Origin of the sequence: Mesorhizobium abyssinicae, from assembly GCF_049887195.1 — a bacterium.
Taxonomy (GTDB): Bacteria; Pseudomonadota; Alphaproteobacteria; order Rhizobiales; family Rhizobiaceae; genus Mesorhizobium; species Mesorhizobium abyssinicae.
In genome coordinates this window covers 1-17440 of the sequence record NZ_JARAKC010000023.1, presented here as the reverse complement: position 1 = coordinate 17440, position 17440 = coordinate 1, and the positions used below count along the sequence as shown (strand labels likewise).

Genomic DNA, 17440 nt, shown 5'->3' with positions numbered 1-17440 from the left:
CAGTGATCGTTCGACAGTCACCGCTGCTCGAACATATCCTCAGCTCAACGCTAGGGGACCGGTCTCCAGAGGCGCTTGGTATCTCGCTCATCTGTCTACTCTTCGAAGCTTGCAGGCACAAGGCGGACGGGCGCGCAGGAGAGGGTCTCGCTCGCTGCAATATTCGACGGCCATTCAAACAGCATAGTAATCACGATACCATTTGACGAATTGTGGAATTCCGCGATCTATAGACGTGGATGACGAGAACCCGAGATCCAATTGAGAGTCCAGAGTATCAGCAGATGTTCTCTCAACGTCCCCTGGCTGCATCGGCATAAACTTCATCTGCGCTTTTTTTCCGAGCGAAGCTTCAAGAACAGAGATAAAATCTGTTAGTTTTTCGGATTTGCTATTCCCGAGATTGTAAACTCTATGAGGCGGAATAAGATTCGAAGGCCGCTCCATAGCGGCGATAATACCTGACACAATATCGTCAATGTAGGAAAAATCGCGCCACATCTTTCCATTGTTGAATACATTAATAGGAGAGCCTTCCAAAATGGCCTTCGAGAACAACATTGGAGCCATGTCTGGCCTGCCCCAAGGCCCGTAAACCGTAAAGAACCGCAAGCCTGTTAGCTTAAGGTCATAAAGGTGTGAATATGTGTATGAAATAAGTTCATCAGCCCGTTTTGTAGCGGCGTAAAGGGACTGTGGCTCGTCGGCTGGTGTATCGACTGAAAAAGGAACTGTGGAATTGTTCCCATATACGGACGACGAACTGGCATAAACGGTATGCACAAGTTGCTTTAGCTTGCGGGCAAGTTCGAGGACAACGACATGCCCCATAATATTGGAGGTGATATATGCATATGGGTCGATCAGGGAGTAACGAACGCCAGCCTGAGCGCCAAGATGGACAATATGGGTGATGTCCGGATATGTCTCTGCCAACTCAAGCATTTTGTCCCGGTCGGACAAGTCGAGCCGGCGAAAGATAAAGCCTTTCTGTGCGGTCAGCTTCTCAAGCCTCGCATCTTTCAGGCTAACCTCATAGTAGGAATTCAGGTTGTCTACGCCGACGACCTCTTGCCCTCGCGCCAAGAGGGCGTCGGCCACGTGATATCCAATAAACCCAGCGGCGCCAGTCACCAGGATTGTCATTTACCTACCTCTTGAATGACCCGTTATGGGATGGGGACTTGCGTTCGTCGGCTGTCATCCACGCTTGGTGTGCCGCTGCTCTAGATCTGGGTTGGCCAAGCCTCAAAGCCCTACTGCACACCGATGCCCGCGGGACATCGATCGATCGCGTAGGGGACCTCATCTGGTGTATTTCCCGCCTCACGGCGTATACGCGCCGCCAATCCTGTGCTGGGTGCCTGATAGGACGTGCAGTACGGGGGCACAGGCACATTTTCCGGATGGTAGTCCACAATCCCCTGGCGCGCGTCGCCGAGATAGAGATTGTCGCGAATACGAATGAACGCCTTTATATCATGTTGATACTGGTATTGATCGGTCGTCGAATTGTAATTCTTTTCGTCCGCCTTGCCGTTGGGAAGCTGGGAATTGGCAGGCGCACTGGAGATATACTTGCAATAGTTCATCTCCGGCCCTTCCTTGGTGGCAAAGGAGCCAGGCTCTCGGCAGGGTCGCGAGGCGCTGTTGGCGAAGATGTTTCCTTCGATCAGGGCGCTCGCCTCAAGGCTGAAGCTCATCCCATAGACGTCCCAATTTTCCAGCAGGTTGTTGTACGCGTGCAAATGCCCGATTTGCACTCTCGGATTGCGCTGGACGGTGTTCAGGAAATAGGAGTGATGAAGCGTGACGCGCGCTATCTTGTCCCTGTCGTAGAAAGCAAAAAGATCTTTGGAAGGAAGGTTATTGATCAGCATCACCTTGTTGTGGTCATGGAACTTCACCCACGAGATTGTCACGTCTGTGGAACCGCTCTTCACGTTGATAAGTCGGTCGATGAAGCGCGAAAGATCGAGATGATCCACCCAGATGTCGTTTGAGAAATTCGCGATATTGACCGCCTGGGCGATCGTCTTGAAACGCCCGTCGATCGTCAGATGCGTAAGGATGACGCTGCGGGTGTGATCGGTGATGCTCAACCCGTAATCGTAGAGCGTGATTATGTGGCCGCGGCCGTCGATGGTGGTGTCGGAAGGAACCTTGAGTTGCGATTTCAATTCGATGGTCATATCGCTCGCAAAGCGGATCCATCGCCTGCCGTGGCCAGACAGCGCCTCTCGGAGCGAGCCGGGACCGGAGTCCGAGGCCGAGGTCACGGTCACGAAAGCACCCTTCAGCCCGCCCTCTGCTAGACGCCCATAGCCTTCGCGCTGGCTCAACAGAGACTGAACGAATGGGCACGCCTGGGTAGGCGAGGTGCAATCGTCTGCCGCTCTCGGATCTGACATGAAGCAGGCCAGGGTGAGTAGAACCGTCGCGACGGCCGCAACGACCTTCATGATCGGGCGCTCACTGAAAGCGCGAGATGATTGAGTAAGCTTCATGGGCCTTAAAGCGCGCTTTCGATCTTCATCGGCAGCGATTGCAATGTACGGTCCGTGACCGACACTTCGTACAAGACGGCGCCGTCGGCGTGCTCCTTCACTCGTGACATTCCCAACCGATCGAAATGCTCGCTCACCATCCCGTTCTTCTTGGTCGGTAGATAGCTGGCGTTCAGCCTGCGGACGCCCCGCTTCGCCAAGCTATTCAAGAGGACTCCGTAGATGGCCTCCTCGACCTTGCGGCCCAGCACACGGCAACTCATGAGCCAATCGGTAACCGTGGCACTGGTGCCGTCGATCGAACTGGTCACCACCCCGATCAGCCCTAGATCGCCGAAGCGGTCGCTAAGCTTTGCCTGAAGTGTGATCATGCGCGGGTCGGCCTCCATGGACGCGACCTCGTTCTCTGTGAGCCGGCGGGTAACTAGGTTGAACTGATTGGACTTGTTCATCAACTGCGTGACCCTCGAACGGTTTGTGCCGTCGATCGGTCCGCATCGCAGCACCATGTCGAGAGAAGTGAGGTAGTCGCCAAGATCGCGGGCCTTGGCAAAGACTTCGGCGCGCTGGGCATCTTGCGCATAGGAGGCCGCGCGCAGAACGTCGTCGCCGTTGAAGCTCACTGCCTCAAAGTATCCCGCGGCCAGCAGGGTGGCAGCGAAATATGCGGGGTCGGCGGGGAGTTCCGGAACAGCCACCATTGGCAGGGCCGCCCGAACGTGGCCACGTTCGGCCGGATTGTCGTCCAGCAACACCAGCGAATCGAGCCCGATGTTGAGTGTGGTGGCGATCGCCTCTAGGTTCGACGACTTGTCAGTCCAGTTGGCCTGAAAAACCGCGATGTCGTTCTCTTTTAGGATCATTTCCGTGTGCTTGCGGAATGCCGAACGGGCGACCTCGTCGTCGTTCTTCGAGCTGACCGCCAGGATAACGCCGCGCTCTTTAAGAGCCTTGGCGGTGCGCTGAACGCTCAGAAACGCCTCGCCGGCGGCCGAACCCTGACCGAGCACAATTCCCTCGAGCCCCTCGTCACCAATCGCCCCGCCCCAAAGTGTGTTGTCGAGATCCAGCACCAGGCATTTGCGGGCCTTACCCCGAATGGCGCCGAGTAACCGCCCCAAGCGGTCGGCGTAAAGGGCGCTGAAAGCCGGCGCAAAAGGTTGTTTCTGTGCGTTCCACGTAATGGGATCGAACCACTCGGCCACTCCGACCGAGTTCGCTATGGCGGCTACGTCCAGGACGTAGGCGCCTTCGTCCCGCGCAAAGTCGAGAATGGCCTGGTTCACCAGAGCAATCTTCGACGCGAGAGATCCCGCCAGGCTTCGCTCGAAGCTGCCGAACAGCGCATCACCGGGCGTCGGGAGGAGCGACAGGATCGGTGTCCCTCCGCTGTTGTTCTTGAAGTGGCGTGCTGCCTGGAGCAGCCTGGTGACAGCCCCTTCAACCTCTGCGCCAGATGCGTCCACGGCCAAGCCAAGCCCGAGCCAGCGGTGGTCCACCGCCAGAAGTACCGCGTTTGGATTGCTGGCGTTAACCTTGGACGTCGCGGCGAGTGCCTCTTGCATCACCACGTCGAAATCAGTTTCGATTACCTCCAGGGCGACGCCATGTCTCGCGGCCGCCGCCGCCAGATGGTCGGCCACAAAATCCATCGTAGCGTTTGAGACCACCGCCAACTTGAAAGTTGAGAGGGGAGCCAAATCCCTTCCTGCCGCCTGCGCCTTGGCCAGCGCACGGCGGAAGCCCAAGGCCTCGATTCCGTTGAGGCGGAAGCCGGACAGCCTTTGGAAATCAAGGCCCAAGTCCTTTTCGATGCCCGCGAGGGCACGACATCGCGCAGAATAGTCAGACGGCGCCTCAGGAAGCCAATCAAGATCTCGCACTGTGCATTCCTCCAGCGCCCGACACGTCAGATCGCGCAGCCAATTTGGAAGATATCAGCGCGACCAACTCTCCAACATTCTCCGGCGCTGTAATCTCCTCAGGCGCGAAACGTATCTCGAATGCCTCTTCGATGGCCATGATGAGGCGGATATGGTTGGTACTATCCCAATCTGCGACATCATCTGCTGTTGTTTCGTTGGTAGCGACCAAGTCTTCTTCGTCGAAGACATCCTTCATTAGCCCATTGACCGAGAACAATATCCTTAGGTGGTCCATGCTCCATTTCCTTCTTCTGGAGGCTATTCGCGAATGGTATAGAAACGCGTTTGCTTGGTGGACATAGAACCACCCTGGACCTCTCAAAGAGCAATCCTCACCTAGCGGTGCTCCAAAGCTCCCAGGGCCGGCGCGGCAAGCTCTGAACCATCGCTGCAACCATTGTCAACAGGATTTTCGCAATAGACCAAAAGATGACAACTCCGCGACAGTGCGTGGATGGTATGAGCCTGCAAAACCAATGATAACATTACTGTTATCTGATAGAGGCGAATTTGACAGTATTACAATTGCGTTTTGGAAATAGTTACTCGCGCTGCCGCTCCGCGGGGCGGGAGCGAGAAGAGCTATTCGTAAATCTCAATCGATTGAATTGTGATTTGGAGACTGATCTCGGGCGGCGAGGACTGGCGGATTCGGCTCGCTTTTCACATGCCGCGCCCAACCCGCCGAGTCACTGCGAAGGAGCCTCTCTCCGGAAACACCACAGAAGCTAGGTTGAGGCTTCCGGGCAGCTTGATCTTGGCTCCGCTCCTCGACTGGTCGGGATCCGAAAGAACGACACTGTTGCAAGGGCTGGAATCACCCCCCCCGTCCTGCGATGCTCATGTTCGCTGCCGCAAATAACTGGGCGGCCAGCCATGCTCCCTGACCTCGATCGTCAAGTGGGCTCTGGATTAAGACAAGCTGCGAAATAGCAGGCGAGGGCTCTATCTTTAGCCCGCCGTCACCGCCGGAAATGCCAATCCGACAACCATGGATGCCGCATGTCCCTGCAGACTGCTTCTCCGTCATGGTCAGATTCCAATCGATCGCGACGTGCCCGATGGGTGGGCTGCGCGTCGACGGCATGGCAGGACTCAAGGGAAGCGGGCTGATCGTCGCAGAGTTCAAGGCTGACACGCTAGGGATCCATCTCGAAGGCTTATTTCCTAGTCCGGTGATCGCCTGTGGGCGTTGTCGGTCGAAGCCCCGGCCGGGGTCGTTTCATGCCGTAGTGCCACTTGGCCTTTCCTGTTCCTGGATTGCCGGGAGCTGATGACGTTCCTTTTATTCGGCCCGGCCGGCGGAACGGCCATCATTCTGCTAGCGAAGCTTCGTTGCTCGGGTTACTTTTCACCGCCCCTAGCCGGCTGAGCGCTGCTTTGATACCGAGCGGGAAGACATGTTCCCCCGTCGGCACGGTAGCTCTAGACAAGAAAAAAGGCCCGCGACGTCCTCACGGGCCTTCCGCTCTGATCGGCAGGGACTCGATCAGAACGAGCGCTGGAAGCGGAGGATGCCTCCAATGTTGTTCTTCTTGTCGGCTTTGGTCCAGTTGGTGACGGTGTCATCGCCAACGTGCAAGTAGTCGACTTCGGCCGTGACCTTGAAGCCCTTGACGATTTCGTAGGCAATGTTCGCCGCGACGCCGAAGTTCTTGCCTTCATCATAGGAGAGCTGGGTGTTGAACGAGGTCTTCTCGTTGAACTTGTAGGTGCCGCCGCCCCAGACTGCCCAGTTGCCGCTCCACTGCTTGTAGAAGCCGCGACCGTGAGCATCGATGACGTTGCCCGCATCATCGTTGAGGTTGTCGTCGGTGCCGTAGCCGCCCATCACGAACAGTGACAGTTCATCGCTGGCTTTGACATCCAACCGGACCTTGCCGGCGACTTCTTCGTAGTTGCTGTCGTAGGCGACGACGCCGCTGATCCCGCCCCAGCCCTGTGTGTACTTCACGCCGCCGACCACATGCGGAACATAGCTGTCGATCGTGCCAACAGTGCCGGATCCTTCTTCGAGCGAAGCCACCGCCGAAAAGCCGTTGCCGGCGTCGAAGTAGTACTGGACGACGTTGGTGTCGAAATCGCCATAGGGAACCAGCGTGTCATTGATGACGTTGCCGGCATAGCCGATGAACGTATCGAAGGCCGATTCGTCCTTGCCGACGCGCAGGCCGCCGAGCTGGATCCAGGCGAAGTTCAGCGTAACGCCCTTGTTGACGGCGGGGTTGTCGGTGACGACGCCCCTTACGACGGAGGCTGTAGCGTTGCGGTTGCCGAAGTTGAAGCGGGTCTCGGTGTAGGTCTTCAGAGTCCCGAGTTCGGTTTCCTGGCCGGTCCAGGTCCTCAGCGAGAAACGGGCATTCTTCTTCCAGGTGGCCTGAATGGAGCCGTCCTGGTGATCGACGTTCTTAGCACCATCGAACGACCCGATGTCGCCACCGGCGATGTCGTATCGGACATAGCCGCCGATGCGCAGGCAGGTCTCGGTGCCGGGAATGTAGAAGTAGCCGGCGCCGTAGACGTCGCAGATCTTGACGTATTCGGCGGGCTCCGGCTCGGCGACGGTCACCGCGTCGGCGGCGCGCGCGCCGGAAACAGCGACCAAGGCCGCAGCGGAGCCGAGAAGAAGGCTCTTGATGTTCATTTTTCTGATCTCCAGACAAAAGTTAAAACGGGTTTGATTTCTTTGCTGAAGGGCAGCGTTGCTACCCGATCCCCAACTATTGAAAAAGAGGCGCATCGCGCCGCCCTTTCGCCCCCGACATGGCCTAACCCGCGGCGGCGTTCAACAGAGATTGTCTCCGAAACAGGCCTTTTGGAATCTTATGAAAGTATTGTTGCGCAAATAGCACGTTTTCGACATGAAAATTGCACATATTAAACAACTGGCACGAGTGAAACGCGAATTTAGATTTGAACTATATGGCGACTAAACCGATTTAGATGATTTTAGGAAGAATATCATGTTGGCGCCAAAAAGAGATTCGCGCGCTCACCTTTCGGGAAACCCGAGGCATTGCCGCCATCCGAGTGACCAACGCTAAGAGAGCGGCTATCTCTTCAGAGCCGTCTGTCTGAATCTCGGGATTGTGCGGCGTTGGCGCTGCCGTTCGCCGACACGCCCCATTTCGGTCATCATTCCGGCAGAAGCGCTCACGCAGAATGGGATCGTGCCGGCTTACCCGGGCGAAGGCTGAAGGTGCCGTGGAACATTGAACTTCCTGTTCTTGCGTGTGCCGCAAGCTGGAGCCGACGGCATAGGCCCAGTGAAGAAGCTCAAGTCGATGAAAACTTGCGGGCAGCCGACACGACGTCACACACCATGTCCTGCTTGAGCACCTCGATCGGAATGCGTCCGCGGAGTTGCGGCGAAGGGCGGGTCAGCCAGAACCATGCGAGCCGTGGATTCCCGATTGCGGACATCACTTCGCTAATCCCCGATGCCGGCCTGCCGTCGACGAACTGGGCGAGCGGGAAGACATGTTTGCGGCCGCCCTTGCGCAAGGCAATAACCTCATTGCGCCTTTGCCAGCGATGCAGCGTCGAGCGCGGTATGCGGAAATGCTCTTCCAGAAAGGTCGATCCGGCGACTTCGCCCGCCCAGTCCTCAATCAGCGCCGATTGCAGATCGTTTGTCCGCTTCGCTGATGAGGGTGCTGCGAATGGCGGCATCGGGCCATCATCCGCGCGATTGGCACTGGCGGAGCCGGAGCGTGCGAACTCCCCCAATCTCCGGAAGAATTCCGGGGCGAACGCAGCGCATTCGCCCTTGAAAGAGCCGATCGCGAGTCGCTGTGCTTGTGGAAGGAAGGGAGCGGCGGCGGCGAGGCCGCCGGCGATGGCGCTGACTGAAACCAGAGCTTGCGTGTCGAGAACAGTGCCCTGCTGGATCAGGGCCTGTTGCACGGCTTCCGTCACCAGGTCTGCCAAGGCATCCTGCGAGATCCCGTGTGTTCGATTTTGAAATCTGGTCATGTAACTGTCTTGCGCGCCCCTCGCTCCCGTCACCGGCTGCGGCTGAGATTTGAACGGCTACACCGGGAAGCGAAAATCGCAACGGCACATGCAGCGACCCGACAGGTTGCTGTCTTGCATTTTGACATCCCCAACTGACTGTCAAGGCGTCCCGAAATGTCAGTCACGGGACGCATCGGTTTTTCGTTTAGGTGCGAATTATGACGGCTGCGCGACAGAGGCGGCCGAATAGACCTTCTTCCGAGGGAACGACCAAGGTTACCAACAAAAAGGGCCGCATTCGCAGCCCTTTTTTACCAAATTATATTGTTTTACGGTCTATCTTTTTCTCCCTACGAGAGAGAAACGAGAAACGCCGTCTTCTCTTATGACTTTCCTTTTTCTAGCGCGGTGCGCCAATCGTGAGCGGCGACCATGTGATTGCGGTGATTCTTTGCTCGGGCCAAAGCTCCTGCCTAGTCTTTTCCATGCCTTAGGCGTTCGCCTTGCGCCTCGAGGAAGACTTTTTGACTGGAGCCGCCTTTCTCCCCAAGCCTAGCGATTTCGCGAGCGCTGATCGGGCTGCCGAGTAATTCGGGGCGACCATGGGATAATCTTTTGCCAATCCCCATTTCGTCCGGTATTCATCAGGCGTCATGCCGTGCCTGACTGCAAGGTGGCGCTTAAGCGACTTGTATTTCTGACCGTCTTCCAGGCTGATGATATAATCCGGATAAATCGACTTTTTGGGATTAACTGCCGGCTTTAGACTAGGCGCCTCAGGCGGAGTTGCATTTCCAATATTAGACAATGCCGAATTCACACTTGCGATCAAATCCGGCAATCCAGATGCCGGCACCGGGTTCTTCTGGACATAAGCGGAAACGATATCAGCAGTAAGTTCGATGAGATTATTGCCTGATTCCAGGGACATCTTTGTTCTCCTCAATTCCCCCCAGATTCCCATACCCGCCAAATCCGGAATGTGCAATATGCGAATATTCTGGCTATGAGCTCTACACGCGCAATTTCGCAGCGTTCGCGACTTTCTACTGAGGATAGGTCACGTCGTGGTCTACGTCGCACGGTTGAGGGTGCAAAGAATCCTGTTTCCATTATTTGGCTGGAATAGGCTCAAGCAGGGTCGCACACTTAACCGTAGTGCCAATGTGGCTTAGGCTCTGTGCCCAAGAACATAACTCCGAGCTTGTCCCCTCGGCGCCACCGGACCACTGTTTTATAACCTACCCCATCAGTCGGGATGTAGAGAAGGAATTCATTTGGAACGCGCGCGTCAATTGACACTTGCAGCTCCGCGCCTTGCGAATGCATGTTGCGAACGGTGCACTTGACTTCAGAATTTGAAATACCCGAGAGAATCGACGCTCCTTTGAGAACGCGCCGACGCCGCTGCTCCCTTGATTCTTTTCCGCCGTCCATAGAACACCCAAGGTAAGATCGGCTCGCGCTCTGCCACAGCCAGCTTGCGCTCCGGAGGTCACGTCGCAAAACCCGGTAACATTACTGTTGTCTGGTAGCAATGACCGAAAGAGAAGCTAGTATTACAGTTGCATTGTGAGTTGCATTACTCACTTCCACGTTCCGCGCGCGGAATTGAAAAGGATTATTGGCGCCGATTGAGCTGGATCTCGTCTCCCCACCGGATGGCAAACGTATTCTTGATGGCCTTGCGTCGTGCCCTAATCGCGATTTTAGGCCTGCATCCATGTCTGCAGCATGGCCCAGCAGACTGCAGGAGCTTCCCGTTCCCCATCGCAACTCCTTCACCGGATGGGACGGCGGGTATGCATTGCACGACGGCCAGGACCGGGAGGAGGCGGCCTGATCGGAGCGGAGTCCCAAGGTTACAGCTGGCAGCTGCTCCATGGCGAAACCTTCATTTCCTGGGCTGGTTGTCGTCTGATGTGACGCTCTAGCGATAAGCCGGGTTGACGTTCTTCCCTTGTCTGTCGGCCAACAGCCTTTCCTGTTGCTGTCTTGCCCGGAGCTGATGACGTTCCTTTTATCCGGCCCAGCCGTTTTGTCCCGTTCCTGCCCGCTCCATTCGCTGCGCTCCCGTGTTGGGGACAATCCGGCTCAGTGCGCCGTCTCCTTTGGAACCGTCCTCCGGGACAGAAACAGCAACCAAAGGAAAAGACCATGACCAACAGACGTAACTCCGAAACGAAACCCGAGCCGAAATCGCCGCTCTACCACGCCTATACCGTGCGCGACGGCAAGGAAGGCCAGAAGGGCTTCTGGACCCGCATCGGCGCCTTCTTCGCCCATGACGACGGCGAGGGCGGCACGCTCCTTCTCGAGGCCTTGCCCATCGACGGCCGCGTTGTCCTCCGTGCACCGAAGTCCGATGAGTAGGAGGCGGCCATGCAGATCCTCACCCAGAGTCTGCGGGAAAAGCTGCTGGCGAATGGTCGCCAGCAGCAGCCCCTTCGCGGAACGGCACACGAAATCGACTTCGTCCCGGTCGTCAAGCTGTTCACCCCGGACGCCGGTGCGACCTGGCTCCTGACCGAAATCGACCCGGATGACCCGGATGTCGCGTTTGGCCTCTGTGATCTCGGGCTTGGCTGCCCGGAAATGGGCAACGTCAGCCTCTCTGAGCTGTTCGCGCTACGCGGGCAGCTTGGCCTGCCGGTCGAGCGGGACCTGTACTTCAGCCCCGACAAGCCGCTGTCGGAATACGCCGACGAGGCTCGGCGACTCGGTCGTATCCGGGTGTAGGCGTTTCCGGCGTCGCTCAACGCCGTCCGTTGGGACGGCGTTGATTCGCGAAACGGATTTGGTGCGGGCGCACAAGCGCAGCGCGGAGCCGCGGTCGAGTCGATTTCGCTTGTGGGAGAACGGGGCAGTGTCCCTTGGTTCCCATACTATAAATCTCTGCAGGACGAGCTAAACGGCCAGGTCGAATACGGCTATTCGAACCACTCTTTCATCAATCCAGCGGCGAGCAGAAGGTTTTTGTCGATCGTCTCCGGGGTCATACGCTGGTTGTGCATATAGGCTATTAGCTGCCGTTCAACCTCATGCCAGCTTAAGCCAGCGGCCAAGGCTTCTTGCATATAGAGGAGCGCCCTTTCCCTATCCTTGGCATGGACAGCGAAAGAAGCATCCATATAGGCAAAGCCGCCTGCCACCAGGCGTCCCCAATCTGCCATGCAAAATCCCTCGTAGCCTGTGTGAAGTGCTGTCGATTTCTTGCCTGAGTTCTTTTTTTGTTCTATCCAATTTGGCTAATGGAAGCAATCGGTGCGATGCCGGATTTGCGAGGAAGGATGAGGCATTCGATGCTCTTCAGTCAGCGTTACATGCGCGCTATCGATCAAGGACGGCTTGTTGTTGAAATCCCTGAAGCTGCTCGCCGCAAACTATGGTCGTGGCTTCAGGCCAACAATTCGCCGCTGCATCTCCAGCGTGCCCCCAACGACCGTTGGATTTCCCAGTCATCGATTCTGGACGAGGTTTCGTCGGATTTGCTCGTCGAGCATGGTTGGGACCGGCTGCCCGTGTTGCGCACACCGTCTGAACGGCCCGGTGAGTTGCGTCTGCTGGTTCAAGAAGGGGCCGCTTCTTGGGTTTTCGATACGGTAGAATTGGCTGCCCGGTATATGGATGCTGCCGAGAAGGAAGCACTACGCCAGAAGCTCAACCAGATATTTGAGCTGCATGATTGCCCCTGGCGGCTCTCTGACGGTGAGTTTTTCAAGCTGGACGGTGATTTCATTGGAGCCAGGCTTGCCATGACTGCCCACGACGCCCTGACGGCCAATCGCTTCGAGGGTGCGGGCGATGAGTTCGCCAAGGCCCGCCAGTATCTCGGCGCCGGCGATGTTCGCGAAGCCATTTTCTATTCGGGTCATAGTTTCGAGAGCGTGATGAAGGTTCTTACGGGCCTGGACCATGCTAACGGCGACAAGCTTATCAAGGAACTTGCTCAACAGGGTTTTTTCGATGATCTACCCGAAGCCGTCAGGAATGGCTTTACAGACCAGGTTCTGAAGGCATTGCCTTTTCTGCGCAATAAGCTGGGCGGACATGGACAGGGTGCAGCGGTGGTCAACATTCCGCCCGTGTACGGAGATCTGGCTATTCAGATTGCCGCCGCCTTCCATAATTTTCTGATCTCCAAGCATCTGGAGCGCTCGACGCCTCCTCCGCCAGAACCGTTGCGTGAGCCAGCAGCACGTGAATTGACCGACGAGATACCGTTTTAGGGGAAGAAGAATGCGCAGCGCTGGGCAGGTTGTTTTTGTTTCGAGAAACGGCGGTATGATCGTCGTGCACCATGTTGACGGTTACGCTGTCGTGGAACTGATCGGCGATGAAGGCTCTTTGAGTGTCGGCGACCGTGTGAAGGGAGATTGGGACGCGCTGGGCGGTGAGCCTCTGTTTGCCAACGACCACACGCTTGATGCGTATTTTCAGGGCAGTTGGGGTTCACGCGACGCGGCGGTGCAGATCGCCCGGAACACCGGCGGCGGCTGATGCCTCTCGATCACTTCGTTCGCAAGTCCATTTGAAGAAATTCTATTCCGACGGTAGATGCGAGCCACTGGTCGGAATCAAAAAAGACGATCTCCAGATCGTCGCGCGGGCGGCCGCCATTTGGAACGTCACCGATCTTTCGGCACCGCGCCATGATCCGTTGCACAAATCCCGACGTCACCATATCGCTCTGGCTGGCCTCGGCGATAATCCGGTAAATGCCCTGTAAGTCGGAAATGGCCTGTGGTCGGTAGGTGACCTTAACGCGCCGCATGGCGCGCGGCTTTGCTCTCGCTTTCCATGAAGCGCGTCATTTCCGCTTCTGCCTCGTCCGCAGCCAGGGCTCGGCCATGGATCCTCTATCGATGCCTTGATCCGTGCGCGGAGAACCGCATTGATCGCTCCTTCTTCGCGGTCGAGGGCGCGCAACGCCGCCCGCATGACTTCACTGGCGGATTCGTAGGCGCCTGAGGCCAGCCGTGCGAGCAGTTGGTTGGCTGCTTTCGCGCTGGGTCGTGGACACGCGGCTAAGGCGCCAGGTGCACGGAATGGTTGAATCTTCGCCTCACTATGATAGGGGAGGTGCAGAGAGGCTCTTGAAATGAAGCGTATGCGAGAAGAGGATATTCCGGCGTTCGTGAAGGAGGTCGCCGCGACCGGCTGTCATATCTGCGCCGTCGGTCCTGCTCATTACGCTATGGGCGATACTGATGTTCCGCGCGGCAAGCGTAGGGGCCTGTATAAAAAGCTCCGCGAAATCGACGCTCGTTACGGCAACCGCGACCACCTACGCAACAAAATCGCGTCCCACCTGAGATCGATTGGCCGCTACGTCGACGCGACTTCAGTAGAGGCAGAACCCTGGGCGATATTTCCCAGCTCCGAACATGACATTGATGATGAGGCCCCGGACGTGCCCGCCGTCACGGCCTACGATGAGGCGCATATCTCGACTTACGCCGCCCTGCTGGTCGCGGAAGCCGAGGGCGCCGATTGGGTCGACGTGGCACGGTTTATCTTGAAAATCGACTCCGAGCGTGAGCCGGAGAGGGCGCATGGAGCCTGGGCATCGCACTTGGCGCGGGCGCGGCGGCTGGCGCATTTCGACGACAGAACCAGTGACGAAGCCGACCTACTGCGGACCGTCTCTAAAGCGGAGTAGAGCCTAGTGACAGGATCAGCCTAAAAAATGTTCGGCGCGGCTTTCTGTTTTGACCGGTTATTCTGCAATACGAAGTGTTTTGAATCGCAGTCTTCTAAAGGTTATGAATATAGACGAACTGTGCATTGACGCCGCTTTTGGCGATACTGGAGTTTGGTTGTCATACGGCGCCCTTCGCCGGGGGCTGTCGGTCCCGCATCCGAGCGCCGGAAAAACCGGCAAGGAATAGAATGGTGAAAGTCCATTTCAGTGAGGGAGTAGCAATCCACATTGGCTCCGAGCCGTGCGCCGACGCCCGCGAGGTCGTTGGTGAAGCGTCGGTAGGAGAAAGCACAGGCCAGCCATTGAGCCGCGTAAGGGACCTAATCTCGAGTGCCGACGGCGTGGATGCTCCGGAAGGCAACATGGTAGGGCGCGTTAGTGCGAGTGCCCGACCAACTCGGCGTGGTCGTAGAACCTGGCATGTGCGGAAATTCCTTGTTCGGGAACCGGGAGATCTCACGATTGACCAAGGCGGTAACACCTTCCTTGGTCCGTATCGGGAAAGCGAAAGCATGAGCCGATGATGAACGATCGTGAGAAGTCAGACGTTGCCGTAGTAGCTATGAAGCTGACGAACAAGGCCGGGAAACCGGCTGCGGAGTCGGCGGAGCCAAGGGCAGCGACCAAGGGAAATGCGGATCAGCAAACTACGCGCCGGGCACAGGACCGGGAAAGCGTGTCACATGCGCTGGAACGCATACGGCAAGTTGCAAGACTTAGGAAGCAGGAGAGGTTCACCAGCCTCTTTCACCATCTCAATCTCGAAACGTTGAGGACGGCATTCTACGCTCTACGGCGTGATGCAGCCCCCGGCGTTGATGGGCTGACATGGCGAGCCTACGAAGCTGACTTTGATCACCTGATCGAGAATCTGCGCGATAGGCTCCAAGGAGGTGCATACCGGGCAAGCCCCGCACGGCGGCAATACATACCAAAGCCGGACGGACGCCAACGCCCGCTCGCCATCGCCGCCCTTGAGGACAAAATTGTCCAAAGAGCGACGGTCGCGGTGCTCAACGCGATCTACGAGGAAGACTTCCTCGGGTTCTCGTATGGGTTCCGGCCCGGACGCGGCCAGCACGATGCGCTGGACGCACTCGCGGTCGGGATCGAAAAGCGAAAGGTGAACTTCATACTGGACGCCGATATCCAGCAGTTCTTCGACCGGGTCAGTCAGGAATGGCTGGTCAGGTTCCTGAACCATCGGGTCGGCGACCAGCGTATCATCCGTCTCATCCAGAAATGGCTGAAGGCGGGCGTTCTGGAAGAAGGGATCGTCACGACGTCTGAACAAGGAACGGGTCAGGGATCGGTGGCTTCGCCACTGCTCGCGAACCTCTACCTGCACTACGTCTTCGACCTTTGGGCCAACCGCTGGCGACAGCGGTCAGCCACGGGCAACATGATCATCGTGCGCTACGCGGACGACATCGTGGTAGGCTTCGAACGAGAAGCTGACGCGCACCGTTTCCAGATCGAGATGCGAGAACGGTTGGAGAAGTTCTCTCTGTCATTGCATCCTGAGAAAACGCGCCTGCTGATGTTTGGCCGCTACGCGGCCAGTCGTCGACGGGAACGTGGTCTCGGAAAACCGGAGACCTTCGACTTTCTCGGCTTTACCCATATCTGCGGCAAATCACTGCGGGGAGACTTCATGCTTCTGCGGAAGTCCCGCCGCGACCGTATGAGGGCGAAGCTCCGGGAGATCAAGGACCGGCTGCGATGGTTGAGAAATCAGCCAATTCGCGAACAAGCGAAATGGCTCAGGCAGGTCGTCCGCGGATACTACGAGTATCACGCGGTGCCCGCCAACCTGCGATCACTTCAGGCATTTCGGGAGCATGTCATCTTCCTCTGGAAGCTGGCTCTGAGACGCCGTGGCCAGATGGACACGACGTCGACGTCCCGAGTGGAAAAGCTCGCAGTCCAATGGCTTCCGAAACCAAGAATCCTGCATCCCTGGCCGGCAATCCGCTTCGCCGTCAAACACCCAAAGTAGGAGCCGTATGCGGGAATTCTGCACGTACGGATCTGTGCGGGGGGGCGCTCAGCAATGAGCGTCCCTACCGCGATGCCCTGCGGCGACGCTTCTCTAATCGGCGAGGCGAGGTCAAGCTCTTTGGCAATGTCTCCTCTTGGCACGTTCCAGCCAAAATCGCTGCTATGCAGAAGCAGGCTTGCCCTGTCTTCGTCCGGACACTGCAGTGTTCAACGTCTTTCCGCGGCCCGCGCTTCTCTCCGGGATCGGCACTCGGCCCTCCCACGATGGGGTTCAGTAGATGATATGGTCCAATCTATGCTGCATCCTGATGACGAACATCGGTATAAACGCCGCCACGAACTCACATCACCATCGTCCGCGAAGGACGTCTTCCGCCGCTACGCGGAACCTTGAATTCGAATGTCTAGGCCGAGGACTATGCCGCCTTGTTTGCTATAATCTCCTCCTTCGTCCAGCGAAACTCCGAGCCATCCACCCACATGCGATGCATGACAACCGCGAGCCGGCGAGCCAATGCTACCTTGGCTTTCTTACTGCCATGCCGCTTCGCGATGTTCATAGCCCAAGCCTTCAACCAGAACCACTTCACCACCCGAGTCATCATTGATTGGGCAGCCTCGTAGAGCAGCTTTCGCATCATTGCATCTCCGCGAAGAGAAACGTGGCCAACCCGGCTCACTTCGCCTGATTGCTTGAGTACGGGAGTCAGCCCAAGCACGGCTCCCACCGCTCGCGAATGTCGGAACCTGCCCGGAATATCGATCGTGGAGACATAAGCGAGCGCGACGATCGGTCCGACGCCAGGGATCGTCATCAGTCGCCTGCACACGTCGTCATGCTTCGCCACACAGCGAACTCTCTTTTCCAGCCTGGCCAGCCCTTCTCGCAACTTGCGGCGTCCAGCGAGCAATGGCTCCATGATTTCCGCCAGCTCAGCGTCGTGTTGGACGACTTCGAGAATTCTCTTCTCGAACGTTCCGCCTGAGGTCTGACCGACCTTCAGGCCGAAGTTGCGCAGAAGCCCGCGCATTTCATTCTCCAGATCAATCGCTTTTTCTTGCAACAGCGAGCGGGCAATTAACAAAGCACGCCGCTTCTGGCTCGTGAGCGTCTTCACATGCACATCCTTGAACAGGCCGACCCGCATCATATGGGCAATGCCGCGCGCGTCGTTCCGGTCGCTTTTGTTCTGCTGCAGGGCGTCCAGGAATGCCTTGGTGTGGCGCGTCTCGATGCAGAAGACCGGGAAGCCAGCTTTTGCCAGCCCTTCGAACAGCCATTGCGATAATGGTCCAGCTTCAAGGCCCACTCTATCCAGACTGAAGGCCGGATCGCCCAGGATGGC

At 57.3% G+C, this 17440-nt stretch carries 17 protein-coding genes; 6 read left to right on the top strand and 11 right to left on the bottom strand.

Features of this window, described 5'->3' with window-relative positions; genetic code table 11:
• Positions 1 to 174: 174 nt before the first annotated feature.
• The 7 genes from PU724_RS28700 to PU724_RS28670 form a co-directional block, all read right to left on the bottom strand.
• A complete protein-coding gene (locus tag PU724_RS28700) occupies positions 175 to 1146 on the bottom strand; it encodes an NAD-dependent epimerase/dehydratase family protein (protein WP_354424992.1) in 972 nt (323 codons plus the stop codon).
• Positions 1147 to 1256: 110 nt separating this feature from the next.
• Complete coding sequence (locus PU724_RS28695) at positions 1257 to 2507, bottom strand: pectate lyase family protein (protein ID WP_426213711.1); 1251 nt, start codon at positions 2505 to 2507, stop codon at positions 1257 to 1259.
• 5 nt (positions 2508 to 2512) lie between these two features.
• A complete protein-coding gene (locus PU724_RS28690; RefSeq protein WP_354424996.1) occupies positions 2513 to 4309 on the bottom strand; it encodes an HAD-IIIC family phosphatase in 1797 nt (598 codons plus the stop codon).
• Between the two features lie 67 nt (positions 4310 to 4376).
• The gene (locus PU724_RS28685) at positions 4377 to 4667 is read right to left on the bottom strand and encodes an acyl carrier protein (RefSeq protein ID WP_354424998.1); all 291 of its coding nucleotides are present in this window, start codon (positions 4665 to 4667) and stop codon (positions 4377 to 4379) included.
• Positions 4668 to 5921: 1254 nt separating this feature from the next.
• Positions 5922 to 7076: a porin gene (locus tag PU724_RS28680; RefSeq protein WP_292216103.1), complete on the bottom strand. Its 1155-nt coding sequence runs from the start codon at positions 7074 to 7076 to the stop codon at positions 5922 to 5924.
• Positions 7077 to 7708: 632 nt separating this feature from the next.
• Positions 7709 to 8407, bottom strand: coding sequence for an antitoxin Xre/MbcA/ParS-like domain-containing protein (locus PU724_RS28675; protein WP_354425000.1), 699 nt, complete (start codon positions 8405 to 8407; stop codon positions 7709 to 7711).
• A 472-nt stretch (positions 8408 to 8879) separates the two neighbouring features.
• Positions 8880 to 9320, bottom strand: coding sequence for a Ros/MucR family transcriptional regulator (locus tag PU724_RS28670; protein ID WP_127410395.1), 441 nt, complete (start codon positions 9318 to 9320; stop codon positions 8880 to 8882).
• 1226 nt (positions 9321 to 10546) lie between these two features.
• Here PU724_RS28670 and PU724_RS28665 point away from each other — a divergent pair.
• Together PU724_RS28665 and PU724_RS28660 are read left to right on the top strand one after the other, a co-directional pair.
• The gene (locus PU724_RS28665) at positions 10547 to 10762 is read left to right on the top strand and encodes a hypothetical protein (RefSeq protein ID WP_127229641.1); all 216 of its coding nucleotides are present in this window, start codon (positions 10547 to 10549) and stop codon (positions 10760 to 10762) included.
• A 9-nt stretch (positions 10763 to 10771) separates the two neighbouring features.
• Positions 10772 to 11128, top strand: coding sequence for a DUF2958 domain-containing protein (locus tag PU724_RS28660; RefSeq protein ID WP_127229642.1), 357 nt, complete (start codon positions 10772 to 10774; stop codon positions 11126 to 11128).
• Positions 11129 to 11319: 191 nt separating this feature from the next.
• Here PU724_RS28660 and PU724_RS28655 read toward each other — a convergent pair whose 3' ends face one another.
• Positions 11320 to 11562, bottom strand: a complete 243-nt coding sequence (locus PU724_RS28655) for a hypothetical protein (protein WP_127229643.1) — start codon at positions 11560 to 11562, stop codon at positions 11320 to 11322.
• Between the two features lie 129 nt (positions 11563 to 11691).
• Between PU724_RS28655 and PU724_RS28650 the strand changes: the two genes are divergently transcribed.
• The gene (locus PU724_RS28650) at positions 11692 to 12618 is read left to right on the top strand and encodes an AbiJ-NTD4 domain-containing protein (RefSeq protein WP_354425003.1); all 927 of its coding nucleotides are present in this window, start codon (positions 11692 to 11694) and stop codon (positions 12616 to 12618) included.
• A 10-nt stretch (positions 12619 to 12628) separates the two neighbouring features.
• Positions 12629 to 12889 carry a hypothetical protein gene (locus PU724_RS28645; RefSeq protein ID WP_135886359.1) on the top strand — a complete coding sequence of 87 codons (261 nt, stop codon included), beginning with the start codon at positions 12629 to 12631 and terminating at the stop codon, positions 12887 to 12889.
• Positions 12890 to 12899: 10 nt separating this feature from the next.
• Here PU724_RS28645 and PU724_RS28640 read toward each other — a convergent pair whose 3' ends face one another.
• A complete protein-coding gene (locus PU724_RS28640; protein WP_354425005.1) occupies positions 12900 to 13163 on the bottom strand; it encodes a type II toxin-antitoxin system RelE/ParE family toxin in 264 nt (87 codons plus the stop codon).
• Positions 13067 to 13330 (bottom strand): hypothetical protein, encoded by a 264-nt coding sequence (locus PU724_RS28635; protein WP_426213710.1) that lies wholly within the window; start codon positions 13328 to 13330, stop codon positions 13067 to 13069. The genes PU724_RS28640 and PU724_RS28635 overlap by 97 nt, the downstream gene beginning before the upstream one ends.
• A 160-nt stretch (positions 13331 to 13490) precedes the next feature.
• Between PU724_RS28635 and PU724_RS28630 the strand changes: the two genes are divergently transcribed.
• Both PU724_RS28630 and ltrA read left to right on the top strand, forming a co-directional pair.
• Positions 13491 to 14051: a hypothetical protein gene (locus PU724_RS28630; RefSeq protein WP_354425007.1), complete on the top strand. Its 561-nt coding sequence runs from the start codon at positions 13491 to 13493 to the stop codon at positions 14049 to 14051.
• Between the two features lie 562 nt (positions 14052 to 14613).
• Complete coding sequence (gene ltrA, locus PU724_RS28625; protein ID WP_426213709.1) at positions 14614 to 16092, top strand: group II intron reverse transcriptase/maturase; 1479 nt, start codon at positions 14614 to 14616, stop codon at positions 16090 to 16092.
• 418 nt (positions 16093 to 16510) lie between these two features.
• On the opposite strand, the gene PU724_RS28620 is transcribed toward ltrA, so the two are convergent.
• On the bottom strand, positions 16511 to 17440 hold a 930-nt coding region (locus PU724_RS28620; RefSeq protein WP_426213708.1), incomplete at its 5' end, for an IS110 family RNA-guided transposase.